Here is a 25,137-nt window from a genome sequence, read left to right on the forward strand (position 1 = left end):
GTAAACCTAAGAAAATCGGTGAAAAAAATTCTCTTTGTCTTCCATAAATCTACCACTAATCCAGGTCCAGTTGCCAAACTTATACGTCAACGGGGTTATCAAATTGATGTGCGAGTAATAAGTGAGGGAAATTTACTGCCCGAAACTATGGATGATTATGAAGCTGCCATCAGCTTTGGGGGGCCAATGAGTGCTAACGATAGTGAAAATTTACCATTTATTCGTCACGAACTAGATTGGATTTCTACAGTTCTGAGTTCGGGCAAACCTTTCTTTGGTATTTGCTTAGGCGCTCAATTGTTAGCACGAGTATTAGGGGCAAAAGTGGTAAAACATTCTCATGGTATAAGGGAAATAGGCTATCATCCAGTTCAACCCACCTCAACTGGAAGTCAGTATTTTGACTCTGATTTGTGTTTCTATCATTGGAATTCCGAAGGTTTTGAAATTCCTGCTGGTGCTATTAAATTAGCATCCGGCGCTCTATTTGAAAATCAAGCATTTTCTTATGGTCAAAATGTCTATGGCGTACAATTTCACCCAGAGATGGCTTTAGAAACTTTGACCGAATGGATAGAAACAACAGACCCAGAAACAGAAAAATTATTGAATTCACCAGGAGGTCAATTATGGCCACAGCAGATGCAAAACCATTTAAAGTATGCTCCATTGGTGGAAAATTGGCTAGATCGTTTTTTTTCTATTTGGTTGGTTTAATAATTAGGGCTTGCTGAAAAAGTCTTATTAGTGAAGGGAGGAGTCAGGATAAATGGGAATTATAGAGGAGGTAATCGGATCTTTTGCCCATTGATTTTTTTGTTCAATGCTTTGATATTTAATCAGCAAACCCTAATTATTAATTATTAATTAATCACCCATAACTTGTAGTCAAAAAAATATGAATGAAGACAACAAAGTAGAATTAGTTTATAATTCTCAAAATAATCAGGAATTAGGCGAAAATTACAATTTGTGGGCAAAGGATTACGAGCGAGAATTGGAAGAAAAATATGGTTATTTAGCTCCTCTGCCAGCCATAGAATTATTAGTCAAATATGTGCCTAAACCTGCTAAAATTTTAGATGCTGGTGCAGGTACAGGTTTAATAGGGGAACTTCTAAATCAGCGCGGTTATAACAACATCGAAGGAATTGATTTATCCCTAGGAATGTTGGAGGAAGCCCGTAGCAAGAATGTCTACAATGGTCTCTACCAGATGGTTTTAGGAGAATCCTTGGACTTTGCTACAGACTCCTTTGATGCCATCATCAGCGTTGGTACATTCACTTACAATCACGCTCCAAGCAACTCTTTTGATGAATTGATTCGGATTACTAAACCAAGCGGATACATTATTTTTATCTTACGTCTTGACTTTTATGAACAGAGTGATTTTAAAGCCAAAATGTCTGCACTAGAAGAATTTGGCAAGTGGAAACTGGTTGAAATTAGTGAAGCATCTAAATGTTTTGCGAAAACTGAACCAGATGTATATGTAAAAGCGTGGGTTTATCAGGTTTAATAGAAATCAGATAGCTTAATTTGTAACGGAATTAAAAGCAATGACAGAATTAATGAATGCTGTTGTTCTTACTGGGCATGGGGGACCAGAAAAATTAGTCTATACTCAAGTCCCTAAGCCCAAAGTGCAGAAAGGACAAGTCTTAATCGAAGTGGGAGCTTGTTCGGTTAACAATGCAGATTTGAATATCCGCACTGGTTGGTATGCAGCAGATTCAGGGTTTCAAGAAATTCTCCAAGATACTAAAAGTAACGATGAAAAAACGGCAACTTGGAATCAGACAGGTGTCAAATTCCCTCTAATTCAAGGTTCGGATATAGTTGGGGAAGTAGTTGAAATTGGGGAAGATGTTAATCCAGAAATACTCAAGCAACGGGTAATTGTCGATCCTTGGATTCGTGCTGAAAAATTAGCAGACTACCAATATATAGGTAGTGAATTTGATGGTGGTTTTGCTGAATACGCAGTAGTTCCGACTACTAATATTTACCCGATTAATTCACCCCTATCTGACGTGGAGTTATCAACCTTACCCTGTTCCTATGCTACAGCGGAAAATATGTTGACCAAGGGAAGAGTATCGGCAGAAGATATAGTATTAATTATGGGAGCTTCCGGTGGTGTAGGCACTGCAGCAATTCAACTATGCAAAATTCGGGGAGCTAAAGTTATTGCTATTGTGGGAGCGAACAAGGAGTATTTGGCTCAGGAGCTAGGAGCTGACTACGTTTATCGTCGAGATGAGCAACTAATTACAAATTTGGAGAATTATAGAGTTACTGTTAGCTTAGATACAGTGGGAGGAGAGTATTTTAATCTTATGTTTAAAAGCCTTTGTATTGGAGGAAGGTATGTGAGTTGTGGAGCAATAGGAGGTCCGATAACTTCCTTAGATTTGCGAGACTTAATTTACAAAGATACAGAAATGATCGGAGCAACTCGCCTCGATCCAGGAGTATTTGAGCAATTGATGGGGTATGTTGAAAAAGGTCTATTGAAGCCTCCAGTAGCTAAAGTTTTTCCTTTAAGTGAAATTAAAGAAGCTCAGAAATTTTTTCAAAGTAAAGACTTTTTCGGCAAAGTTGTAATCACACCTAAAATCAAATCTTGATAAGTGAAAATTAAATGATTTATTAATGACTATAACAATCTCTCAACTTCAATCTAATATAATATCATGTTCGGTTGAATACTTACACTTTGGAGGAAGGAAGGTAGAAGGCAGAAGGGAAAGAAAGGTTCAAGGCCAAAAGTTTTTTTATAAGTAGATTATCCGAACATTATATAAAATCCAATTGAACACTTGTCATTGCGATGAAAGGAAGCAATCTCCTAGACTCCCGAGATTGCTTCCTTTCACTCCGTTCCAATCGCAATGACGTAAGCTATAGTAATTATCAGGATTCTATATAATATCATGTCCGCTTGAATAGTTATAAATAAATGAGAAAGGAGTCAGGAGACAGGAGACAGGAGTCAGGAGGGAAGAGAGGAGAAAGAAAGTATCAAAAGAAGAAAGTTTTTTTATCACGCTCTTATCCGGACATGATATAACTCTGTAGAAAATTGCACAATTGACATCCTCCCGACGCTGCACTGGCGTGACAGCGAGGGATTCCTAACCATCGCGCTATTTGGGCTTTCTGCTGCCTCTTGCCTCCTTTCCTGCGGAATGCTGCGCAAACGGAGGAGCTACGCTAACAGAGGAGCTGCGCTAACAATGCACCAGCCTCCAAGGTCAAGCCTCTTTCCGGTCTTACGGTCGCTCCACAGACAAGACAGCGCGGTCTTGGGGGTCTCCCCCATGAGCGACTGGCGCTGACACTGCTAGCCCAGCAGCCTTTAGATAGCAGAGCACACGCTTTGGAAAAACCGCAACATTGATTGGTTTTCCAATTGCGTCGCTCCCCCCCCTTTCTAAGGGCAGGGCTGTTTCAAAGTATTGTAGATTAAGGATGAGCAGGAGAACAGGAGTAATGGGGATAGTGGAACAGTGAAATTTGCCAAAATTGGCCTATTTTTCAGCCAATAAGCGTCTTTAAGCTCTGAGAGAATATTTGGTTCAACGCCGCTTAAAAGCCTCCATCCCCCTGTCTCCGTGTCTCCGTGTCCCCGTGTCCCCGTGTCTATCAAGAATGAAACAGCCCTGCCCCTTTCTAAGGGGGGTTAGGGGGGATGGAGAGCGCGGGTCTTCAACCAACGTTGAGATAAAAACGACTATCCTAAAGTTAAGAAAATAAAAAACAATGACAGAATTAATGAGTGCTGCTGTTCTCACTGGATATGGCGGACCAGACAAATTAGTTTACACTCAAGTTCCTAAACCTACATTTGAGAAGGGAGAAGTCTTAATTAAAGTGGGTGCTTGTTCTATTAATAATACAGACATAAATACCCGTACAGGATGGTATGCAGCAGATGAAGGGTTTCAAGAAATCCTCCAGGACACGAAGAAAAATGATGAGGAAAAATCTACAGGTTGGTCTCAGACTGGGATACAATTTCCCAGAATTCAGGGTGCGGATATTGTCGGTGAAGTTGTAGAAATAGGTACAGATGTAGAGCCTAAATTTCTTAATCAAAGGGTAATTGTTGACCCGTGGATTCGAGGAGAAAATCTGGAAAAATATCTATATGTAGGCAGCGAATTGAATGGCGGTTTTGCCGAATATGTTGCTATTCCTGCGATAAATATTTGTCCGATAAATTCATCCCTGTCAGATGTGGAGTTAGCAACGGTACCTTGTTCTTATTCTACCGCAGAAAATCTCTTGACAAAAGGAAGAGTTGATGATAAAGATACTGTTTTAATTATGGGTGCTTCTGGGGGTGTCGGGAGTTCTGCCGTTCAGTTAGCTAAAATAAGAGGGGCAACGGTTATAGCAATTGTTGGTAAAAATAAAGAACATTTAGTTAAGGAGTTAGGTGCTGATTATATTTATCCTCGAAACGATGAGTTAGCATCAAATTTGGCGAAGCATCAAATTACTGTTTCCTTAGATATGGTAGGCGGAGAATATTTTGAGATAATTTTTAAAGCTTTGAGTATTGGGGGACGGTATGTAACAGCAGGAGCGATCGCTGCTCCTATAGTTGAGCTAGACTTGCGAAATTTGATTGACAAAAATACAGAAATGATCGTAGCAACTCGCTTTGAACCTCAAGTGTTTCAGAATTTGCTTGAGTATATTGAAAAAGGTCTGTTGAAACTTCAAGTAGCTAAAGTTTGTACCCTGAGTAAAGTTAAGGAAGCTCAGAATTTTTTTCAAAACAAAAACTTTTTTAGTAAAGTTGTGATTACAATATGCTAATCTAAACTCTATAGTAAATTTGCTAAAATAGAAGCAACTATCCTGAATTCAGAAAATCAAAAACAATGACAGAATTAATGAATGCGGTTGTCCTTAATGGATATGGTGGACCTGAAAAATTAGTTTATACTCAAGTTCCTAAACCTACTCCCCAGAAAGGAGAAATATTAATCAAAGTAGGAGCTTGTTCCATCAATAATGCAGACATAAATACTCGCACTGGATGGTATGCCGCAGATGAAGGATTTCAAGAAATCTTGCAAGATACTAAGACTAACGAGGGAGGAAAAGCAACCTGGAATCAGTTGGGTGTGACATTTCCTCGAATTCAGGGAGCAGATATTGTGGGAAAAGTCCTCGAAGTTGGTGAAGGTGTTACGCCAGAGATACTGGAGCAACGAGTGATTGTATATCCTTGGGTGCGTACTGCTAAATTTGCAGAATATCAGTATGTGGGCAGCGAACTTGATGGAGGTTTTGCTGAATATGCTGTGGTTCCGGCAACAAATGCTTATCCTATTAATTCTGATTTACCCGATACTCAATTAGCAACTTTGCCCTGCGCTTATTCCACAGCCGAAAATATGTTAACTAAAGCTAGAGTTGCAGCTAGAGATACAGTAGTTATTACGGGAGCATCTGGTGGTGTGGGTAGTGCAGCAATTCAATTATGCAAAATTCGGGGGGCAGTAGTTATTGCTATTGTGGGAGCGAACAAAGAACATTTAGCTAAGGAGTTGGGTGCTGATTATGTTTATCCTCGAGATGAAAAACTCGCTGATAATTTGGCGAAGCATGAAATTACGGTGAGCGCTGATGTGGTGGGAGGAGAATATTTTAGTCTAGTCTTCAAAAGTCTCGTTGTGGGGGGAAGATATGTGACTTCTGGGGCGATCGCTGGTCCACTGGTTGAGTTAGATTTGCGAGATTTGATTTACAAGGATGTGGAGATGAAAGGAGGCAACCGTTATGAACCAGAAGTGTTTCAGAACTTGCTCGGATATATTGAACGAGGTTTATTGAATCCTCCAGTTGCTAAAATTTTCCCCTTGAGTCAAATGCAAGAAGCTCAGAAATTTTTTCAAAGTAAAAGCTTTTTTGGAAAAGTTGTAATTACGCCTGAGTAAAAGTATTATATAGAAGCCCTAAGTGTATCTTTAAGCAAAAATGAGAATTTTTGGGCATTGGAGACAGGAGTCAGGAGACAGGAGTCAGGAGTTAATCTACCCCGAGCAAATCCGAGTCAGGGAACGGTTCGTCAGGAGATTGAGAAACAGTTGGAGGGAAAAAGGTAGAAAAACAGCTTCTTGCTTCACCATCTCCCCATCTCCCCATCTCTAAATAGATCCCAAATGGGTTCTATAGAATCCGGGGAATTAGTTATCGTATCGCTCTAGGAGTCAGGAGTCAGGAAAAAGAAAAGATTGGAACTATTGAATTTTTAAATTTGTATTCAGTAGAACATCTGTATTAAGAGAAAGTAATTTTGCAATTACTATATAACCCGATTCTATATTATACCAATTCCCAAAAGTAACGCTATACTTGGATAACACTTCAGTTATTAAGTAATTAAACTAAGGTAATTACTTTTTTGTTAGTTTGAGCAAGTTTAACATTAATTATTCTTGTTGTTACTTCTCCCCTACTCCCCCACTCCCCTACTCCCCTACTTCAATCAAATGTAGAAAAGTTTTTGAGAAATGGTATTAGACATCTCCAAAAATCAAAAATGAAATCAATGCCAGCTCTGAAATCAACAATTTCATTCCCTATTCCCTGACTTATGCAAGAAGTCTATTGACAAATGAAAACTAAGGTCACTTTACATGATAAAGTGACATATATCTGAAAAAATTCAAACTACAGAGAAAATTATGACTAAACAGAAAGTTGCCTACATCGGTACGGGTGCGATGGGCAAACAAAACATCTATAAACTGCTTAAGGATGGGTATGAAGTCCAAGTTTATGATAAGTATCCAGAAGCAGCAAAACCAGTTATTGCCAAAGGGGCAATTTGGAAAGATACTCCCAAGGAAGCTGCCCAAGGTGCAGATCTGGTGATTACCAATTTACCCTTGCCCCATCATGTACTAGAAAATATGTTGGGAGAAACTGGAGCAGCAGAAGGGATGAGAACTGGTGCAACTTGGATGGATTTTTCTACAACTGACTACCATAATACCCAACATATAGCAGGAGAAGCTGCCAAAAAAGGAATATTCAGTTTAGAATCTCCTGTGAGTAATCTCTCTCACATGGGTGTAGATTTTTGTAATGTTAGTTACTATGTTAGTGGAGATCGGGAAGGCTACGATCTAAGTAAAGAAACCCTGGATGCGATCGGCAAAATTTCCTTTTTTGTTAGTAACACTATCGGAGAAGCCCAAACAGTAAAACTCCTAACCAACTTGTTATTTTATTCACAAATGTTGGTATTAGGGGAAACGATGATGATATGTAAAATATATGGCATTCCTATGCTATGGATGTGGGATTATATCCGAGCTTCTATAGGTAATAGTGTGGTAACAGAACAAGTAACCCCTTTTATTTTTGACGGCAGTTATGATTATTCCTGTTCTTTGGAAATTACGGTGAAAGACACAGATTTAACAGTCAAATTAGCCGATGAATTAAATATTCCATTACCTATAGGGCGTATTGTTGAAGAAAGATATCGAGAAGCCGGGCAAAAATACGATGCCCATGATAATCATGTGAAAGTCACAAAATTAATTGAAGAAGACAATAATTTAGATTTGCGGTTGCCTGATTTTACGGCTCCTTCTCCTTATGGTTTAGATCGGAGTTACATTCATTCGGAAGAAAGAGTAACTGATGGTTTTGGGCGGATTAAACCTCTTCCCTATCAACTACAATATGCAGCACCGAAACCATTACAAGATGAGAAATTGATGGATATTGCTAAATCTCTCACAGATTTTATGGCATATATCAATTACTTAGTCTTAGGAGAAGCTAACGATCTAGGGAGAGGTATGGGATTAACTGATGAGTTATTAGAAGATGTGATTCGTTGGAGTGTTGGAACCTGTTGGGTATCTGATAATACTGATACTTATCAACTAAACCCAGAGATTGTAGAGAAGATTAAATCCTTTGATTTTGGCAGTAAAGTAAAACTTCCAGTGATGACAAAGATGCTGGCACATCTGAGTAATTAAAAAAAATTCTCCAAGACTTTAAGATCGTGGTTGGCTTATTCAACAATAAAAAAAATAGCCAACCATGAAACCTTAACGAATAAATCTTCTTCTACAGTTCCCTAGGAATATTGACAATGGGTTACATTGAGATAATTAAGGCCAAAAAACACGAAACTGTTTTATCGAGACCAGATCGCTTTGTTGAAATTTCTCAGAGAAAAGACAGAAGCGATATCGACCAAACTGGATGGGCTGTTTTATACGGTAGCAACAGTTATATAACAACTTGGAAAGGTATTCTTTCTAATCAAGGTATTGCCGAAAGAACAATGTATGAAATGTTGCTCCATGAATTACAACCTAGAACAATTATTGAACTGGGTGCGTTAAGCGGAGGTACTGTTGTTTGGTTCGCCGATGTTTTATCAGTTGTTGGAGTTAAAACTGAAATTTATTCAGTAGATATCGATTTATCTCTTCTCGATGAAAGAGCTAAATCGGATGAAAGGATTCATTTTATAGAAGGTGACTGTACCCAAATAGAGAAGGTGTTACCTCCCGAGCTTTTAGAAAGCTTACCTCATCCCTGGTTGTTAATTGACGATACCCATGCAGACACTGCCGGATTATGTGAATATTTTCATAACAATGGGTTACAGGCTGGTGACTATTTAATTATAGAAGATACTAATCCTATTGTTTGGAATCATTGGAGAGAAGAAAGACCAGGAGAGCCAAAAGCAGGATGGATCAGTAATGAAGAATTTGAGAGAGGAGACAATAAATTAGCAGATTTGAGAAATTGGCTAAAGTCTCGTCCTCAAGAATATTTAGTTGATACCCATTATCTCGATCTGTTTGGTTACAATGTCACCAAACATTGGAATTCGATTTTGAAAAAAGTACTCTAATAACCTTTAAAAAGCTGAAATGAATACTTTTTGTGACTCTATCTCCACAAAAAATCTTGGATTTCAGGTTTATTTGTGTAATAGATATCCTGATTCTGGAAGAACAATTCTTCATTGGTTGTGAAATATAAAATTTATAGTCTTATAGTCTTAATTTTTTTATATGTACGACAACAAAGTAGAATCTTCAGAAAAAAATATCGATAGTGTAAGGAAGTGGGTTTTTGATGCTGAAATAGCTAATAGATTTACTGATGAAGCAGAAAAACATATACCTGATTATTGGAGAGTAATAGAGCTAACAATTAATATACTTAAAGATAATGTAGCTCAAGATGGATATATTATAGATGTAGGTTGTGCAAGTGGAAATACATTGTTGTATTTATACAAACAAGGTTTCAAAAATTTGTTTGGGATAGATTATTCTCAAGAAATGTTAAAAGTAGCTGGTAAAAATCTGAGTGAAGTTGACAAAGATTTCCCTTCCAGACTTTTTCAATCAAAAACATTCATACAAAATATGAATTTTGATGCCGTTCTTTGTAACTGGACTCTTCATTTCATTCAAGCAAGACAAGAATACTTAAAAGCTATTTTTGATTCTTTAGTTAGCAATGGATTATTTATCCTGACAGAAAAAACACTTCAAAGCCAAATAACAGAAAATCAATATATACTTTTTAAACAAAAAAAAGGATTAAGTAATGAAGAAATTGAACGCAAGAAACAACAATTAGAAGGTGTGTTAAATCCCTTGTCTGTAACACAAAATCTAGAGTTATTAACCAAGACTGGTTTTTCTCAAATAGAAATAATAAATGCTAGACTCGGATTTGTCACTTTTTTGTGCATAAAATCATAAGTATCTGAAAAAAGTTGTACAGTATCTTAGCTACCAATAATGGAAAATAACTCTTTTGTAACAGTTAACAACAAACGCTTTCACTATATTTGGTTACGGGATAATTGTCTTTCTGAGAAAAGTCGCCATCCTAGCTCTTTTCAGAAACTCTATGACTTCAGCGAAGGAAAAGAAATCCCAAAGCCCAAATTTATAGAGTTAACAGATAAGGAATTGATAATTGACTGGGATGAAAACCCTCCACATCGCAGCATCTTTCCGATTGAATGGTTGATGACTTATGCTTATGATCGACATCAAAATGACCATAACGGCAAGCATAAAGAAGGACAAAGTCGTTATCCTGAAGAACTTTTGTGGAATAAAGCTTTGCTGGAGAGCTATCTATCTGAGTGGGAAAATTCTAGTTTCGGGGTTTCTCAAGGATGGAAAGATCGGCTTTTTAGATATGGTTTTAGTTTAATCCATGACTTAACTCCACAAAAACATCAGGATTTTTTGGTTTCTATTGGACCAATGCTCTATACTGAAGCAGGAGCTTTCTATGATGTTGAGTTCAAGTCTGGGGCGAACGACTTAGGAGATACTTCCCATACTCTCACCCCTCACACTGATTACCCAAATAGAGATTATCCTCATTTGCTAACTTGTTTTTACATGGTTAAAAACGAATCAATAGGAGGAGAATCGATTTTAGTGGATGGTTTTCGTGTTGCCAAAGACTTTAGGGAAAAATATCCCGATTACTTTAGATTATTAGCTGAAACTCCGATCCAGTTCCGTCAATTTTATCAAAACTGGCAGTATTTTTATACTAGAAGTACGCCTATTCTTAAGTTGGATGATTCCGGAGATTTAGTTGCGATTAACTTTGCTCATTCCCATGCTAGTAACTGGAATCTTCCTTTCGAGCAGATGGAAGAATTTTATCAAGCTTATGCAACCTTTTTTAAGTATCTCAAAAATCCAGATTATCAATACTGTTTGCGTCTGGAGAAGGGAGACTGTCTGCTGATGAATAATAATCGAATTCTTCATGGTAGAAAGTCTTTCGACTTCAGTTCGGGAAGCCGACTTTTGAGAGTAGGATATTTAGTTTGGGATCATATCACAGGAAGAGAGAATTTTCAGCAATATAAAGATTTATATCTGAGTAAATAGCTGTTGCACTCGTGTTCTATTCTTTAACTTAAGAGTATAAGTTTTCCAGAAAATTATGAAAATATCTAAGATTACTGTCTATCAAGTAACTTTACCCCTAGAGCATCCTTACCGACTATCAGGTGGTAGGTTGTATTTTGACAAACTGGATTCTACTATCATTGCGATGGATACAGATGAAGGAATTCGAGGTTGGGGAGAAGGATGTCCTTGGGGTTCCACTTATTTACCCGCTTTTCCACGAGGTGTCAGGGCAGGAATTGAAGAACTCGCCCCTCAACTTATCGGACTCGATCCCAGACGTATTGATTTTATTTATCGGACGATGGATACTGCTCTACCGGGTCATCCCTATATAAAATCTGCTCTGGACATGGCTTGTTGGGATATTCTGGGTAAATCAACAGGTTTACCACTTTGCGAACTGTTTGGTGGTCGTCTTGACCAAGAAATAACCATTCAAAATTCTGTTCCCACAGGTACTCCAGAAGAAATGATTGAATCTATTAAGAGGGGTCAAGCGAAAGGGGAAACGGTTCATACCTGTAAAATTGGCGCAGATGTAGCTTTAGATATTGAGAGAATTCAAGCGATCGGTGCTTATTTGCCTGCTAATGAAACTGCAACTTTTGATGTCAATAGAGCTTGGTTAGTAGATGAAGGTATGAGGGTAATGAATTCGGTAAAAGAACCGATTTTGTATTTTGAACAGCCTTGTGAAACTTATGAAGAGTGTTTGCAGTTACGTAAACTGACTTATCATCCCATTATTTTAGATGAATGTATTCAAGCTTATGGTCATGTTGTTCGCGCTCAAGCCGATCGTGCTTGTGAGGCTATTGGATTGAAAATTGGTCGAGTAGGGGGATTAACTAAAGCCAGACGTATCCGAGATTTTTGTGTGGAAACAGGAATTAGGATGAATATTGAAGTTACTGGAGGAAGTGTGATAGGAGATGCAGGGTCAGTTCATCTCGCTCAGAGTACCCCACTAACTCACTTGCGAGCAACTTGGTTATGCCATGAAATGTTGACTGTAGATACAGCTAAAGGTGGTCCCCGGAATAAAGGAGGTAAAACTTCTGCACCAGAAGCTCCAGGTTTAGGTGTAGAGCCAATAATGGATGTTTTGGGTGAAGCGATCGCTGTGTATCAATAAAATATAGCAATCAATACTTACGCAGAACCACTATATCTAGTAGGGGACAAATGGCCGTTTGCTAACGTAGAGCTCCCGAATGGCGTTCCTACAGATGGCGTATAATTTGAGATTTTGCGTAAGTCTTACATTCACGTCTTCAGTTGGAGAAAAGTTGATTGATATAGGTTTTAGATGAAGATATCTCGAATTTATGTATATAAAGTCCCCTTGCCCCTAGAATATCCTTACCGTCTATCAGGAGGTCGATTGTATTTTGACAAGCTTGATTCCACCATAGTTGCCATAGATACCGATGAAGGAATCCGAGGTTGGGGAGAAGGATGTCCTTGGGGTTCCACTTATTTGCCTGCTTTTCCACGGGGTATCAGAGCTGGAATTGAAGAACTCGCCCCTCAACTAATCGGACTCGATCCTAGACGTATTGATTTTATCTATCGGACGATGGATACTGCTCTACCAGGTCATCCCTACATTAAATCAGCTCTGGATATGGCTTGTTGGGATATTCTGGGCAAAGCAACAGGACTACCACTGTGCGAACTCTTTGGCGGTCGAATCGATGAGAGCGTAACCATCCACAGTTCTATTCCTACGGGTACGCCAGAGGAAATTATTAAATCAATTGAATTGGTGCAAGAAAAGGGCTATATGATTCATAGTTGCAAGATTGGAGCTGATGTGGCTCTGGACATCGAGCGAATAGAAGCTGTGAATTCCTATTTGCCTGAAAATGAAAGTGCAACTTTTGATGCTAATCGATCTTGGTTGATGGATGAGGCGATTCGGGTGATGAACGCTGCCACTGACAGGATCTCTTATTTTGAACAGCCTTGCGAAACTTATGAGGAATGTTTTCAGGTTCGCAAGCGCACTGTTCATCCAATTATTTTAGATGAATCTATTCAGAGTTATGGAAATGTTGTCCGCGCTAGCGCCGATCATGCTTGCGAGGCGATTGGTCTTAAAGTTGGTCGTGTGGGAGGTTTAACTAAAGCCAAGCGTATCCGAGATTTCTGTATGGAAAGGGGTATTCGGATGAATATTGAAGAGACTGGGGGTAGTATCATCGCCGATACGGGAGCAGTGCATCTTGCCCAGGCAACTCCACAAATGTTTTTACGAGCTACTTGGTTGTGCCACGAAATGTTGACTGTGGACACGGCTACGGGTGGTGCGCGGAATAAAGAAGGTAAGACTTCTGCGCCAGAATATCCAGGGTTGGGTGTAGAGCCAATAATGGATGTTTTGGGTGAAGCGATCGCTGTGTATGAATAAAATTTTGTATATCATTGCCTTGGTAAGATTATGAGTAAAATTCTGGCCTTATGGTCTACCTTTCGTGCTACATCTACTGCATTTGAGTGCATGATGCGAGAACGAGGTGATTTTGTAGTTTTTCACGAACCCTTTGGGCTTTCATTTTACAATAGCGAAGAACGGCGCAATACCAATCGTTATCCAGATGCTGAAATCAAAGCTGAGAATAACTATGAAACCACAAGACAAAGGTTGCTAGACATTGCCAAAAAGCAGCAGGTCTTTATCAAAGATATGCCCTACTATATCAGCCACTTAATAACCCCTGAATTTGTGGCTGAGTTTGAGAATACTTTCCTGGTAAGAAACCCAGCTAAAATGCTTCTTTCTTTGCACTACCGATGGCCAGATTTTACTCTGGAAGAAACTGGTTACGAACCTCTGTATAGTTATTTTATGATGGCTCAAGAGATTAGTGGTAAAACACCTGTATTAATAGACGCTGACGATCTGCTGAACAATCCAGAATCAACCATTAAAGCTTATTGCAATGGAGTGGGTATCCCTTTTATTCCAGAAGCCTTAAGTTGGGAACCAAAATCTCGACCAGAAATTAACCACTGGCAAAGTGGGGTGTGGCATAGTTCTCTTAATGCTAGTAAGGGCTTGAGAGACAGAAAGCAGAAAGAAATTAACTATGGAACAGTGGAGGATAACGATCGCTTAAAGGAAGCCTACGAGTATTGCTTACCTTATTACCAAAAACTTTACGAACATCGGCTGCGGATTGAATAATACCATTTCTCAAAAACTTTTCTACATTTGATTGAGCAGGGGAATAGGGGAGCAGGGGAGTGGGGGAGAAGCAAACATAAGAATAATTAACATTGAACGCAAGCTAAAATTACCAAAAAGTTATTCGGTTTATGCGGCTTTGTTGATAACTGAAGTATTCCCTAAGTATAGCAAGACTTTTTAGAATTGGTATAACAGCTTTTGGCATTGAAATAAGCAATATGGATTGAAGTCCTTCAGAAACAGAAGCCATTAGCGATCGCAATCCTGAATACTAAATTTGTCCAACAAAAAGGAGATGTTATGAGACAAGGTGCTTTGTCCGGTCTAAAAGTTATCGATTTGACCCAGTATATAGCGGGTCCATATTGTACAAAACTCCTCGCTGGGTTCGGTGCTGAGGTCATAAAAGTCGAACCACCTAGTGGCGACCCCGTTCGACACATAGGACCATTTGTAGATAGCAAACCAGGTATCGAGCGGAGTATTCCGTTTCATTGGCTCAACTCCGGAAAAAAAAGTGTAACTCTCGATCTGGAAACACCAAAAGGAATAGAAGACCTAAAACAACTGATTGCAGGGGCAGATGTTTTAGTCGAGAATTTTTATCCCACAGTTATGTCTAAGCTAGGATTAAGCTACGACCAGATTCGAGAGATTAATCCTGCTATTGTGATGACATCTATTTCTAATTTTGGTCAGGATGGACCATATCGAAATTATCGAGCTAATGAAGCAATTTTATACGCCATGAGTGGCTGCATGGAGTCAACGGGAGATACAGATAAGCCACCCTTAGCTGCGGGGCCAGCCGTTAGCCAGTACACGGCTGGTATGTATGCCTACTTCGGCACTCTAGTGGCACTTTTTCAACGTGGGGATTCTGGTATTGGTCAACATATTGATGTCTCCATTCAGGAAAGCGCACTTGAGAACGTCCAGATGAGAGCAGTCGCCTATCTTCATACGGGTCAGCGCAAACCACGCAATAGCAGCAACCGAGACTGGGCACCGTGGCAGTGTTATCCTTGTCGTAATGGTTATGCTGCTGTGCTGGGAGGACCCCATCGTCATTGGCGAAAGGGAGCCTCTTTATTTGAAGAGCCACGTCTTTTAGAAGATCGGTTTCTCTATGTATTCGATCGCGCCAAGGCTCATGATGAGGTAGAGTCTTTGATAAAACCTTGGCTGATGCGTCACGACAAAGAGGAAATTTTTGAACTGGGGCTAGCTAGGGGATTTGCCTTTGGTTACTTGGCGACGATGGCAGAAGCATTCGAGTTTAAACAGCACCAAGAGCGGGAGTTTTTCCTGGAGACTGAATCTCACCCAGAAGTAGGACGCTTAAAATCTTGTCAGGCTCCCTTCCGCTTGTCAAACAGTTCCTGGTATATGGGGCGATCGCCATTGCTGGGAGAGCATAATCAAGTCATTCAAGGGCAATCTTCCTTGATTGAGAGGAATCGGGTAAAAGAGAACGGCAAGCCATTGCCAAACCAAAAGAAAAACCCCCCTTTGTCAGGAATTCGAGTTCTCGAGATTTCTCGGGAATGGGCAGGCCCCCATACCGGAAGAATCCTGGCTGATTTTGGTGCTGAAGTAATCCGAATTGATTATCCCCGTCGGATGGAAACGACAAGGGGAGCTTCGACAAAGAATCAAGCCTATAATCAGCAGTTGGGTTTTCATCATCTAAATCGCAATAAAAAATGTCTTGCAGTGGATCTTAACGATCCGGTGGATCGAGAAATCTTGAAAGACCTGATCCGTCAAACAGACATCGTTCTAGAAAATGCCAGACCGGGTGTACTTGAAAAGCTAGGCTTTTCTTATGAAGAACTCAAGGCGATTAAACCGAACATCATTTTGCTTTCCATGTCCGCTTATGGACAAACAGGTACTTATGCGCCTTATCCTGGTTACGGTGCTTCCATTGAACCTCTCAGTGGCGTAAACTGTCTCACTGCTTATAATCCATATACACAGGCAGATGCAAAGCGGATTCGGGAAACTGATATGATTAATGGTATTATGGGGGCTTGTGCTGCCTTGACTGCCTTATCTAATCGTCAAAAAAACGGGGATGGAGATTGGGTCGATCTTTCCCAGTTAGAAGGATTAACACACGCTATTGGAGGAGAACACTTCTTGGAGTATGCAGTCAATGGGGATACAACCTTACCGATAGGAAATCGTCATCCAGCTTATGCTCCCCACGGCTGTTATCGTTGTCGGGAGGAAGACCAATGGGTTGTCATTGCGATTGGTTCGGATGACGAATGGAAGACTTTTTGTCAAATCCTCGGACAGCCGGAATTGATTGACGATTCACGCTTTGCTACAAGTGGCGATCGCCAAGAAAATCACGACTCACTCGACAAGCTCATAGAAGCTTGGACGTGTCAAAAAACACACTATGAAGTCATGTACTTACTGCAAGACCAGGGGTTAATGGCAGGAGCAGTTTTAAATATGGCCGACCTCTGCCAAGATCCTCATCTGTGGGAAAGGAACTATTTTCAGAAGCCAAGTACGGGCTCGGATGCTTTTTTTCCAGGCTTTCCCTTGCGGATGTCCCTCACCAGCCCTGTTTTTGAACATATTGGTGCAGACTTAGGGGAACACGACCGTACAATCATCTGCGATCTCTTGGGCTACCCTGAAGAGCAAGTTAAATCTTGGCCAGAAGAAGAACTGGGAACTGATTACGATCCATAGTAATATTGGCGCTCGCTGTTTATCAATAACAGGTTCGTATGCAATCAAAAAATTTATGAGGAAAACAAATTAATATTTGGAATAATTTTGGCTTTTCTTCCACCTAAAATGACAAAATAAAGATATGACTTACGCAAATAAATCCCCCGTTACTACCAGAAATCCTTGGTCTGAACAATAGAGATATACGGCAATAACTTGGTTTCTGGGTTCTTGTGCGTAAGTTATAATTATGTTATACTCTACGGCTACTTAGTTAAAATAAATTCTCATATGGACAGTTTGCCAATTATTTCCCTCAAAAAGTTAGCAGAAGAAGATCGAGATGAGATCGAACGATTGTATCTTGCTTGCGACGATCGTGGTTTTTTCTATTTGAATGATTATGGTATTGCCAAAGAAGTCATAGAAGAAACGATCGCTGCTTCTCGGCAATTTTTTGAACTACCAGAAGCTATTAAAAATGAATATGGACAGGAAATTCAGACCGTTTCTCCTAAAACTTGTCGGGGCTACGTTCCCCTCTACGGCGAAGCAACTAATGGAAAAGCTGGCTTTGATCCTAAAGAATACTTTGAATTTGGCTTAGAACGTCCCCATTCTGACAAACCATTTACCGGACAGACTGTTTTTCCAGATGAAATTGTTGCACCTGGTTTTGCTTCCTCTCACTATCGCTTGCAAAGCGAGATAATGAATAAGGTGGTTCCAATTTTATTAAAGGGAATCGCTTTAGCATTAGGTCTGGAAGCTACATGGTTCGATCGCTTTTTTACCGATCCAATTTTAATTCATCGTACTATATATTATCATCCTGGAACAGGGAAAGCTGGAAAGCATACCGATAGTGGAATGTTTACTATATTAATTCAAGAAAACCTTTCCGCACCATCATTGCGGGTGAGGAGCGATCACCGTTGGATGGGCGTTCCTTGTCTGGAGGATGCTTTTGTTATTAATCTAGGCGATATGTTGCAAATGTGGACAAAAGGAAAATTTGTCAGCACTGCCCATGAAGTTATTCACGATCTTCCCGTCAGTCGCATATCAATTCCTCTATTTCTGTATCCGAATATTGATACAATTATCGAACCTTTTGGCACAGAGGAAAAAATTAGCGCTCTGGATGTAATGCTGAAAGATTACCGCTCAATTTGGGAAACCCACGAAGGGGCAGGTCAGGCAAAAGAACTAACTTGAAATGTAAGAATTTTTGATGATATTGTATGAAAAAAATTTTGGCATTATGGGCAATACCCCGCTCGACTTCCACAGCTTTTGAAACAATGATGCGAGAAAGGGGAGATTTTCTGGTTCTTGATGAACCCTTTGGTTTGTACTTCTACTACAGTGAGGAGAGGAGATGCGATCGCTATAAAGAGGCTGAGAGTAATCCTGCTTATAACTTTCAACCTCTATTCCAAGACATAATTAATAAAGCCCAAAATCAATCAGTATTTATTAAAGATATGGGGCGTTTTATTTACGATCGCGCTGACGAAGCCTTTTTAGCCCACTTTAATCATAGCTTTCTTATTCGCGATCCAGCTAAAGCTCTCCCTTCTCTATTTGCTGGTTGGCCTGATTTTAGCTTAAGTGAAACTGCATATGCAGAACTTTACCAATTATTTGAAGCCACCAAAGCATTTTTGGGAAAAGTGCCTCCTGTCATAGATTCTGATGACTTAGTACAGAAACCAGAGGCTACAGTAAAAGCTTACTGTGATGCCGTAGGAATTCCGTTCATGCCCCAAGCCTTAAAATGGCAGCCCAAGGTACGTTCTGAAATTCTCCAATGGGAAGGGTGTTGGCATACTTATTTACAATCTAGTCAAGGATTTAAGGAAAAAGAAAAAAAAGATTATGTTAGGATTGAAGATAATGACCACTTAAAACAGGCTTATGAGTATTGTTTGCCTTATTATCAAAAACTTTACGAACATCGACTGCGGATTGATTAATATCAAGTTAGGATAATTACTTAACTCTATCTTCAGGATCTATAAAGGAGCTTTTTTGGCTTTTTAAGGCACACAAAAAGCTCTTATTTACACTTAATAAATAATATATAGCAATCCTAAATAGGTTGCGGGTGATTAAAAAGTAAATAAAAAAGTTGAAACTGTTGCCTGTTGCCAGTTAAGTGTTCCCTAAAAAGCAGTAAGATTTTTGCCACGAATAAAATAGGATTGCTATAGGAATTTTATACCTAGAATCAGCAACGTTAAGATTACTGTTAAAGTGTACCTGGATTATTCTCAAAAATTCTGTAAAATTTAGCTTATTATACTTATCGTTTAGTTGGAGAAAAAAGTGAGTCAAGGAAAATTTCTTCAAAATCGCATAGCAATAGTAACAGGTGGTACATCTGGTATAGGTAAAGCTATTGCTCTTGCATTAGCTCAAAATGGAGCTAATGTAGCAGTTGGTTCTCGTTCCGCTAGCACGAGTTCATGCCAAGCTGAAATTGAGTCACAAGGTGTCCAAGCTCTAGTGATGAATCTGGATGTGTCTTCAACTGATTCAGTTCAGGGTTTTTATGATGCTACAATAAAGGCATTTGACAAAGTTGATATTCTTGTCAATGCTGCTGGAATTGCTTATGAGCATGAAATGTGTAATCATCCTGATGAAGAATGGTATAAGGTCATAGATATTAATCTTAATGGTATCTATCGTACTACTAAGCTATGTTTTCCAGGAATGATAGAAAGGAAATGGGGTCGTATTATTAATATTGCCTCGACTTCTGCTTCCGTAGGTGCTCCCCTTCACGCCGCCTATTGTACTTCCAAAGCAGCAATTCTCGGGCTAACTCGCTGTGTTGCTTTGGAAGGTGCACCTCATGGAGTATCTTGTAACTCAATTAGTCCAGGCTGGGTAGAAACTAACTTAGCCCAAGGGATGATCCGACGGCTTTCCCAAATTGAAGGTCAAACTGCTACTGAATATCTAGAGGAAATTAAGGAAAGCTATCCTCAGAAGAGAATTATACAACCGCAGGAAATTGGGGCACTGGCTGCTTTTCTGTGTCGTGATGAGGCATTGGGTATTACAATGGAGGATATAACTTTAGCGGCAGGTTCCATGTGGTAAAAAAAATTGGATTGACAGCAAGGTTAAAGTATATCAGTTGGAAAATAGGTTATAGGTGAGTAGATAGGAAATTTCTAATGAAAAAAATTCTAGCATTATGGGCAACACCGCGAGCAACTTCTACTGCATTTGAATGTATGATGCAGGCACGAGGAGATTTTTTGGTACATGATGAACCTTTTGGGTTATCTTATTACTACAGTGAAGAACGTTGTAATACTACTCGTTATCCAGATATAGAACCAAATTCCGAATATAATTTTAACTGTATATTGGAACAATTAAAACAAGAAACTCAAAAGCAAGCAGTTTTTATTAAAGATATGGGCTACTTTGTCACCCATGTCGCTAACCAAGAATTTTTATCTCATTTTGAGAATACTTTTCTGATGAGACACCCAGTCAAAATGCTTCCGTCGCTTTTTGAGAGGCGTCCTGATTTTACTTTAAAAGAAACTGGATATGGCGGACTATATGAGCTATTTCAAATTGTTAGGGATATTAGTGGAAAAGTTCCAATATTAATTGATTCGGATGATTTACTCAAAAAGCCAGAAGCAACTATTAAAGCCTACTGCAATGCAGTGGGCATACCATTTATCAAAGAAGCCCTAGAATGGAAACCTCAGTCTCAACCTCAAATCAAAGAATGGGAGGGAGGATGGCATACTCAGGCACTTTTGAGTTCCAGTTTCAAGGAACCAAAAGAAAGAAACTATCTTGGTATTGAAGATAATGAAAAATTAAAGCAAGCTTATGAAGAGTGTCTGCCGTATTATGAAAAACTTTATGAACATCGACTACGGATCGAATAAAATTACTAGAGGCTTATTTTATCAATGGATAATTGATAATTGATAATTAAAGAGAGTTTTTATGATTCACTCTCCATTATTCATTATCAATTAATTTTTCGGCTTTGGTGATTTCGGCTATGATTGTGTTTTAATGGCGATGGCCTAGCTATTAACTGAAAAGCATTTTATATTTGGCAAAATTTATGTTTCATAGCTTGATTCACCAACGCCAATTTTTCCTATTCCCTCTAATGTTTTTAAGTTAAAAACCAGGAGAACTTTCCACAATACTAAGCAATTCATTAATTTCTGTAATTGATTTTATCGCCTCATCTGCTACAAAATTATGAGCATTAGTTGTGGGATGTATCAGATCAAAGAATAGAAAATCATCAGGATTATTAGGACCAGAAGCTAAGAAACTGTCTGTGACATTTGTAAAGCCAAAATCACCAGGATTAGCAATTATATTATCAAATAAAGTTCCAATATCAACATTAATAATATTAATATTTGGGTCTTGTTCTAATATTTGGGAAGTTGCTGCTAAGGCACTATTATGACCTTCAGTTAATAAAGTCAATCCCTGTTGTTGTTCAGGAGGAAAAGTCTGTGCAAGTGGAGCTACTCCCAAGTCTGCTAGATTCGGTAAAACAAAATTTCTAGCTCCAATATTGGCAAGTTTATTGACTGCCACTGATAAATTACCTACAGTTGACTGCACATCCAAATTTTCACCACCTAAATAATCATTCGCTCCTGCCCACACTACATATAGAGCATCTGGATCGGTGGCGGGAGTTTCCGCAATAAATTCATCAATTTGTGTTTGTAAACCTATTAATAGCGGGGGCGCTCCCTCTGGTAATAAGTTATTGGCAGTATTGATAATTCCTGTGGTTGCCCCATTGACAGCAAAATTGAGGTTAGGGTCAGATGTTACTGCTAACTGAGGCGCGAGAGTTTCTACCCATAGAGGACCGTTGCTGGTACGCCCCTGAAAATAGGGAGGACTTGGTGGCAACAAACCACCAGTAGCTGCAAAAGCATTCCCTGTATCAGACAAACTATCGCCAAATACATAAATATCACTAAATAAGAGACGTGGTAACCGACCTTCAAATTGACCAAAATTGAGAAAGTGTTCTGTGGTGGTAAGTGCAGTAGTTGCTACTGCTTCGGCAACACCTGGATAACGGTCTAGATAAAAACTGGTGTTGAGTAAAGCACTGGGATCTCGTGGTTCAAACTGACCAAAGTTGATCAAGTGTTCTGTAGGGGTGAGAATATTTTGTTCGACAACAGTTGCAACGCCTGGGTTATTAGTAAGATAAAAGTTGGTATTGAAAATCGCACTTGGGTCACGAAGTTCAAATTGACCAAACCTAATAAAGTGGAAAAAACCATCGCTGATAGTACCATTGGCAACTGCTTCCGCTACTCCTGGGTTGGTTTCGAGATAGAATTGTTCGTCAAATAATTCGTTTATTGTTAATGCCATTTAAGAATTTAGAATTTAGAATTTAGAATTTAAGAATTCAAAAATTGATTTTGAGCTTTCAGGTTTCAAAAGTTAGATTTTTCTAGCTTAGGTTAATGATAATACAATTTCTGCCAATTTTTCTGCTGCTCCTGGTTTACCCCGTAAACTTCGGAGGCGATCGCTCATTTCTACCAACTTTTCTGGATGGTTTAAAAATTCTAACACCAACTCTGCTACAGTTTCTGGTTTGAGTTTTCCCATTAATTCTGGGACTATTTCCTCTTTTGCCCAAATATTCGGCCAAGCAAACAGTTGCCCTTTACGCACCACTAACCAATTAATTATGGTAGCAAAGGCAGCGCCGACTCCTGGTAAATTTGCGAGTAACCCTGGTAAACCATCCCATGCTCTCATAATATCTAATTGTTGAGTAGGTAATAATACAATCATCGGTACTGCTAACGAACCTAGTTCAGCAGTATTGGCACCAACAGTAGTCAGACAAAGATGACATTGGGAAAGTAGGTCATAAGCAGGAGTACGGGTTATCAATTCTATTTCCACTCCCTCAGTTGTCACCAGTTTGGGATTTTGAATTTGAAAACCTGCTTGCTGTTCCCTACTCTCTGTTTCCTTGCTATCTAAAGAAGGTATAAATAATTTTGCTCCCACACCACCCATTTTTTCAATTGCTGGATTTTTTTGTGAGTCAGCAAAATTAGCTAAAGTTTCTAACTCAAGAGTCGGAGCAACTGGAATAATAAATCTAGTTTGCGGACGTATTTTGTGGATATATTGAGCGATCGCCAAAGTTAAAGGTACACCTAAAGACAACTTAGTAGGTTTCGATCCAGGTAATAACCCTATTAACTCTACCTTGCTTTCCTCAGTAGAAAAACCACTTCTGAATTCTAAATTCTGAATTCTGACTTCGTTCATCAAGTCTCCCACGACTGTAAATTTATCAGCATATTTTGGAGGCACTTGAGCAACTACTTCCTGGTTCATCACCCCAAATTTATCTATCCAGCGCCACCATCTGGCATCCCACTCAGCATAAATAACAGTGGGATAACCCAAACGTTTTCCCACCATAACAGTAAACAATTGATCGCCTCCTAGAAATAAAACTACCCCCTGGGGATGCCAATGCCAATTTTCGGCAGTCTCACCCCAGAGCAAAAACCGCCAAAAATACTCTGGAGGTTGCACCCGATCTACTTCTGGATAAGAACAAGCGATCGCTACTTCTTTTCCCGTAGCATGGGGACAAGGGGAAAGAATAACAGAAATTCTTATATTAATATTTGTCTGTTGTCGTAACTGTTGTACAACAGGTCGTACCCAAGTAATTAATTCTCCTGGGCCATTTGATAGGATAACAATATCAACTTTCTGCATAGGGGTATAACTAGTAGGTGTTAGGTAAACTTTTCTAGTTTATACTAATTCATTTTCAAGATGTCACAAATATTTTCAAACTATAGTAGTGCGTTCTGGCATATTTACACATTTTTTTTGTACACCTTTTCTAGACTGTACTTTGAGCTGGAAATAGCTTTTTTGCATGAAAGTGGCGATATAGTTGCCGCTAGGCTCCGCCAACGCAAATAATCCCACGGGAGGGGAAGACTAGATGTCTATTTGATAACTTTCGGGTTTACCATTCTGTATCATGCGGCGGTTAAGTATAGTGTATTGAATGAATAACTCCACGGCTTGGTTGTCAAACAATCGCTTTCTCAACTTACCCCCAAGCTTTGAGTCTGAACATAGTAGTTTCTGATAGAGAACGCCTGTGGTAGCCACTTTCACCCTTCCACTTCTTTCGCCCACAGATACGAATGCGCCTCAAGTTTTCATCTCTAGGATGGGAAGTACCTCTACAGTTACCATGTTGCAAAATTACTGCGTTTTTTCGTGGCGCAATGGTGATTTTAGCTCCTTTCTGACGAGCTTTTTCATAGCAGTTGCACTTGTCGTATGCTCCATCACCCGATACTTGTGCTATTTCACCTTCTACTCCATCAAGCAAGTCACAGAACACTTGCTCGTCACTAATATCGTTGGTTGTTACTACAGCAGCAACTATTTCTCCTTGAGAATGATTAGCAAGATTTGTAATAGTATAATTTTTCTGGCTACTTATTAAATACTGGCAATATTGTATATAATCAAAGTCCATTTCAATAGTATTCGTAAAACTTTTGCTTATTATAGAACCCCTAAGCGTATCTTTATAAATATGCGCCTTAGCTAGGAGTTAGGAGACAGGAGGAAAGAGGGAAGATGTGGGGAGAAATAATAAAAAAAATTCAACACTCCTTGAGATAATTTTTCCTCATTCTTGATGCACGAAAAGACTTAACTTGCATAATTATATAGATCTCTTAGGGGTTCTATACACTATCATGCTTGATAAGATGGATCGAATTAATTTAACTTTTTCAGTAATTGAAATATTTTGTTGAGTATACGATCGCGCAGCAAGCAGATGTTCTAAGGGTGACAATATAACACAGTTTAAGGACACATTTCAAATTTCACATACAGACAGATTATAATTCTTAAACACTATATATAGTGTCTTGGCGTAAGTCCTGATATAATTACGCCAATGCTACCTGATTTGACATGACTCCTTCTTCAATCACCAAGGACTACCAATCATAGTAAACCCCGCCCAATAATAAGGATGAGAAAAATCTTGATTGCCAAACTTACCTAACACCGATCGTAACACTACTGCACCACGGGCTCCACTTCCCCTTAACTCCCCATCTGCAATCACCACTTCCCCTCGCAACATTGCTAACTGCGACTTTCTTAATGCCTCTGCCTTAATCTTAGCATTATTCAAATGAGTATAAAACTCAGTCATTAACC

At 39.2% G+C, this 25,137-nt stretch carries 21 protein-coding genes; 17 read left to right on the forward strand and 4 right to left on the reverse strand.

What is annotated here, in order from left to right:
- Positions 1–18 precede the first annotated feature (18 nt).
- The 17 genes from ACP6PL_RS00800 to ACP6PL_RS00880 all read left to right on the forward strand — a co-directional run bounded on the left by ACP6PL_RS00800 (position 19) and on the right by ACP6PL_RS00880 (position 20,786).
- Positions 19–717, forward strand: a complete 699-nt coding sequence (locus tag ACP6PL_RS00800; RefSeq protein WP_426541528.1) for a glutamine amidotransferase-related protein — start codon at positions 19–21, stop codon at positions 715–717.
- Between the two features lie 181 nt (positions 718–898).
- Positions 899–1,522 (forward strand): class I SAM-dependent DNA methyltransferase, encoded by a 624-nt coding sequence (locus ACP6PL_RS00805; RefSeq protein WP_426541530.1) that lies wholly within the window; start codon positions 899–901, stop codon positions 1,520–1,522.
- Between the two features lie 40 nt (positions 1,523–1,562).
- Positions 1,563–2,633, forward strand: coding sequence for an alcohol dehydrogenase family protein (locus tag ACP6PL_RS00810; protein ID WP_426541532.1), 1,071 nt, complete (start codon positions 1,563–1,565; stop codon positions 2,631–2,633).
- A 1,135-nt stretch (positions 2,634–3,768) separates the two neighbouring features.
- Positions 3,769–4,833, forward strand: a complete 1,065-nt coding sequence (locus ACP6PL_RS00815) for an alcohol dehydrogenase family protein (protein WP_426541534.1) — start codon at positions 3,769–3,771, stop codon at positions 4,831–4,833.
- Between the two features lie 65 nt (positions 4,834–4,898).
- The gene (locus ACP6PL_RS00820) at positions 4,899–5,960 is read left to right on the forward strand and encodes an alcohol dehydrogenase family protein (RefSeq protein ID WP_426541536.1); all 1,062 of its coding nucleotides are present in this window, start codon (positions 4,899–4,901) and stop codon (positions 5,958–5,960) included.
- A gap of 750 nt (positions 5,961–6,710) precedes the next feature.
- Positions 6,711–8,024, forward strand: coding sequence for an NAD(P)-dependent oxidoreductase (locus tag ACP6PL_RS00825; protein WP_426541538.1), 1,314 nt, complete (start codon positions 6,711–6,713; stop codon positions 8,022–8,024).
- Between the two features lie 116 nt (positions 8,025–8,140).
- Positions 8,141–8,917 (forward strand): CmcI family methyltransferase, encoded by a 777-nt coding sequence (locus tag ACP6PL_RS00830; protein ID WP_426541540.1) that lies wholly within the window; start codon positions 8,141–8,143, stop codon positions 8,915–8,917.
- Positions 8,918–9,080: 163 nt separating this feature from the next.
- A complete protein-coding gene (locus ACP6PL_RS00835) occupies positions 9,081–9,782 on the forward strand; it encodes a class I SAM-dependent methyltransferase (RefSeq protein WP_426541542.1) in 702 nt (233 codons plus the stop codon).
- 39 nt (positions 9,783–9,821) lie between these two features.
- Entirely contained in the window at positions 9,822–10,943 is a 1,122-nt protein-coding gene (locus ACP6PL_RS00840; RefSeq protein WP_426541544.1) for a TauD/TfdA family dioxygenase, read from the forward strand.
- A 55-nt stretch (positions 10,944–10,998) separates the two neighbouring features.
- Positions 10,999–12,102, forward strand: a complete 1,104-nt coding sequence (locus ACP6PL_RS00845; protein WP_426541546.1) for a mandelate racemase/muconate lactonizing enzyme family protein — start codon at positions 10,999–11,001, stop codon at positions 12,100–12,102.
- Between the two features lie 174 nt (positions 12,103–12,276).
- Positions 12,277–13,380, forward strand: a complete 1,104-nt coding sequence (locus ACP6PL_RS00850; RefSeq protein WP_426541548.1) for a mandelate racemase/muconate lactonizing enzyme family protein — start codon at positions 12,277–12,279, stop codon at positions 13,378–13,380.
- 30 nt (positions 13,381–13,410) lie between these two features.
- On the forward strand, positions 13,411–14,157 hold the full coding sequence (locus tag ACP6PL_RS00855; RefSeq protein WP_426541550.1) for a sulfotransferase-like domain-containing protein: 747 nt from the start codon (positions 13,411–13,413) through the stop codon (positions 14,155–14,157).
- Between the two features lie 303 nt (positions 14,158–14,460).
- Positions 14,461–16,875: a CaiB/BaiF CoA transferase family protein gene (locus ACP6PL_RS00860; RefSeq protein WP_426541552.1), complete on the forward strand. Its 2,415-nt coding sequence runs from the start codon at positions 14,461–14,463 to the stop codon at positions 16,873–16,875.
- A gap of 273 nt (positions 16,876–17,148) precedes the next feature.
- A complete protein-coding gene (locus ACP6PL_RS00865; RefSeq protein ID WP_426541554.1) occupies positions 17,149–18,075 on the forward strand; it encodes an isopenicillin N synthase family dioxygenase in 927 nt (308 codons plus the stop codon).
- A 26-nt stretch (positions 18,076–18,101) separates the two neighbouring features.
- Positions 18,102–18,836 carry a sulfotransferase-like domain-containing protein gene (locus ACP6PL_RS00870; RefSeq protein WP_426541556.1) on the forward strand — a complete coding sequence of 245 codons (735 nt, stop codon included), beginning with the start codon at positions 18,102–18,104 and terminating at the stop codon, positions 18,834–18,836.
- Between the two features lie 352 nt (positions 18,837–19,188).
- Positions 19,189–19,971: an SDR family NAD(P)-dependent oxidoreductase gene (locus ACP6PL_RS00875; RefSeq protein WP_426541558.1), complete on the forward strand. Its 783-nt coding sequence runs from the start codon at positions 19,189–19,191 to the stop codon at positions 19,969–19,971.
- A 77-nt stretch (positions 19,972–20,048) separates the two neighbouring features.
- Positions 20,049–20,786: a sulfotransferase-like domain-containing protein gene (locus ACP6PL_RS00880; RefSeq protein ID WP_426541560.1), complete on the forward strand. Its 738-nt coding sequence runs from the start codon at positions 20,049–20,051 to the stop codon at positions 20,784–20,786.
- A gap of 244 nt (positions 20,787–21,030) precedes the next feature.
- Here ACP6PL_RS00880 and ACP6PL_RS00885 read toward each other — a convergent pair whose 3' ends face one another.
- The 4 genes from ACP6PL_RS00885 to ACP6PL_RS00900 all read right to left on the reverse strand — a co-directional run.
- Positions 21,031–22,269: an SGNH/GDSL hydrolase family protein gene (locus tag ACP6PL_RS00885; protein WP_426541562.1), complete on the reverse strand. Its 1,239-nt coding sequence runs from the start codon at positions 22,267–22,269 to the stop codon at positions 21,031–21,033.
- Between the two features lie 87 nt (positions 22,270–22,356).
- Complete coding sequence (locus tag ACP6PL_RS00890) at positions 22,357–23,652, reverse strand: glycosyltransferase family protein (protein WP_426541564.1); 1,296 nt, start codon at positions 23,650–23,652, stop codon at positions 22,357–22,359.
- Between the two features lie 346 nt (positions 23,653–23,998).
- Positions 23,999–24,436: a transposase gene (locus tag ACP6PL_RS00895; protein ID WP_426541566.1), complete on the reverse strand. Its 438-nt coding sequence runs from the start codon at positions 24,434–24,436 to the stop codon at positions 23,999–24,001.
- Positions 24,437–24,901: 465 nt separating this feature from the next.
- Positions 24,902–25,137, reverse strand: a 236-nt coding sequence (locus ACP6PL_RS00900; RefSeq protein ID WP_426541568.1) for a CHAT domain-containing protein, incomplete at its 5' end; no start/stop codon positions are given.

This window comes from Dapis purpurea BLCC-M126 (assembly GCF_050015975.1).
GTDB lineage: Bacteria > Cyanobacteriota > Cyanobacteriia > Cyanobacteriales > Microcoleaceae > Trichodesmium.

Excerpts from the sequence above, each read along its gene's own strand:
- ACP6PL_RS00820 (WP_426541536.1), top strand. The coding sequence starts at position 4,899 with ATGACAGAATTAATGAATGCGGTTGTCCTTAATGGATATGGTGGACCT.
- ACP6PL_RS00880 (WP_426541560.1), top strand. The coding sequence starts at position 20,049 with ATGAAAAAAATTCTAGCATTATGGGCAACACCGCGAGCAACTTCTACT.
- ACP6PL_RS00870 (WP_426541556.1), top strand. The coding sequence starts at position 18,102 with ATGAAAAAAATTTTGGCATTATGGGCAATACCCCGCTCGACTTCCACA.
- ACP6PL_RS00815 (WP_426541534.1), top strand. The coding sequence starts at position 3,769 with ATGACAGAATTAATGAGTGCTGCTGTTCTCACTGGATATGGCGGACCA.
- ACP6PL_RS00835 (WP_426541542.1), top strand. The coding sequence starts at position 9,081 with ATGTACGACAACAAAGTAGAATCTTCAGAAAAAAATATCGATAGTGTA.
- ACP6PL_RS00810 (WP_426541532.1), top strand. The coding sequence starts at position 1,563 with ATGACAGAATTAATGAATGCTGTTGTTCTTACTGGGCATGGGGGACCA.
- ACP6PL_RS00890 (WP_426541564.1), bottom strand. The coding sequence starts at position 23,652 with ATGCAGAAAGTTGATATTGTTATCCTATCAAATGGCCCAGGAGAATTA.
- ACP6PL_RS00830 (WP_426541540.1), top strand. The coding sequence starts at position 8,141 with ATGGGTTACATTGAGATAATTAAGGCCAAAAAACACGAAACTGTTTTA.
- ACP6PL_RS00805 (WP_426541530.1), top strand. The coding sequence starts at position 899 with ATGAATGAAGACAACAAAGTAGAATTAGTTTATAATTCTCAAAATAAT.
- ACP6PL_RS00860 (WP_426541552.1), top strand. The coding sequence starts at position 14,461 with ATGAGACAAGGTGCTTTGTCCGGTCTAAAAGTTATCGATTTGACCCAG.
- ACP6PL_RS00845 (WP_426541546.1), top strand. The coding sequence starts at position 10,999 with ATGAAAATATCTAAGATTACTGTCTATCAAGTAACTTTACCCCTAGAG.
- ACP6PL_RS00850 (WP_426541548.1), top strand. The coding sequence starts at position 12,277 with ATGAAGATATCTCGAATTTATGTATATAAAGTCCCCTTGCCCCTAGAA.
- ACP6PL_RS00885 (WP_426541562.1), bottom strand. The coding sequence starts at position 22,269 with ATGGCATTAACAATAAACGAATTATTTGACGAACAATTCTATCTCGAA.
- ACP6PL_RS00840 (WP_426541544.1), top strand. The coding sequence starts at position 9,822 with ATGGAAAATAACTCTTTTGTAACAGTTAACAACAAACGCTTTCACTAT.
- ACP6PL_RS00825 (WP_426541538.1), top strand. The coding sequence starts at position 6,711 with ATGACTAAACAGAAAGTTGCCTACATCGGTACGGGTGCGATGGGCAAA.
- ACP6PL_RS00895 (WP_426541566.1), bottom strand. The coding sequence starts at position 24,436 with ATGGACTTTGATTATATACAATATTGCCAGTATTTAATAAGTAGCCAG.
- ACP6PL_RS00865 (WP_426541554.1), top strand. The coding sequence starts at position 17,149 with ATGGACAGTTTGCCAATTATTTCCCTCAAAAAGTTAGCAGAAGAAGAT.
- ACP6PL_RS00855 (WP_426541550.1), top strand. The coding sequence starts at position 13,411 with ATGAGTAAAATTCTGGCCTTATGGTCTACCTTTCGTGCTACATCTACT.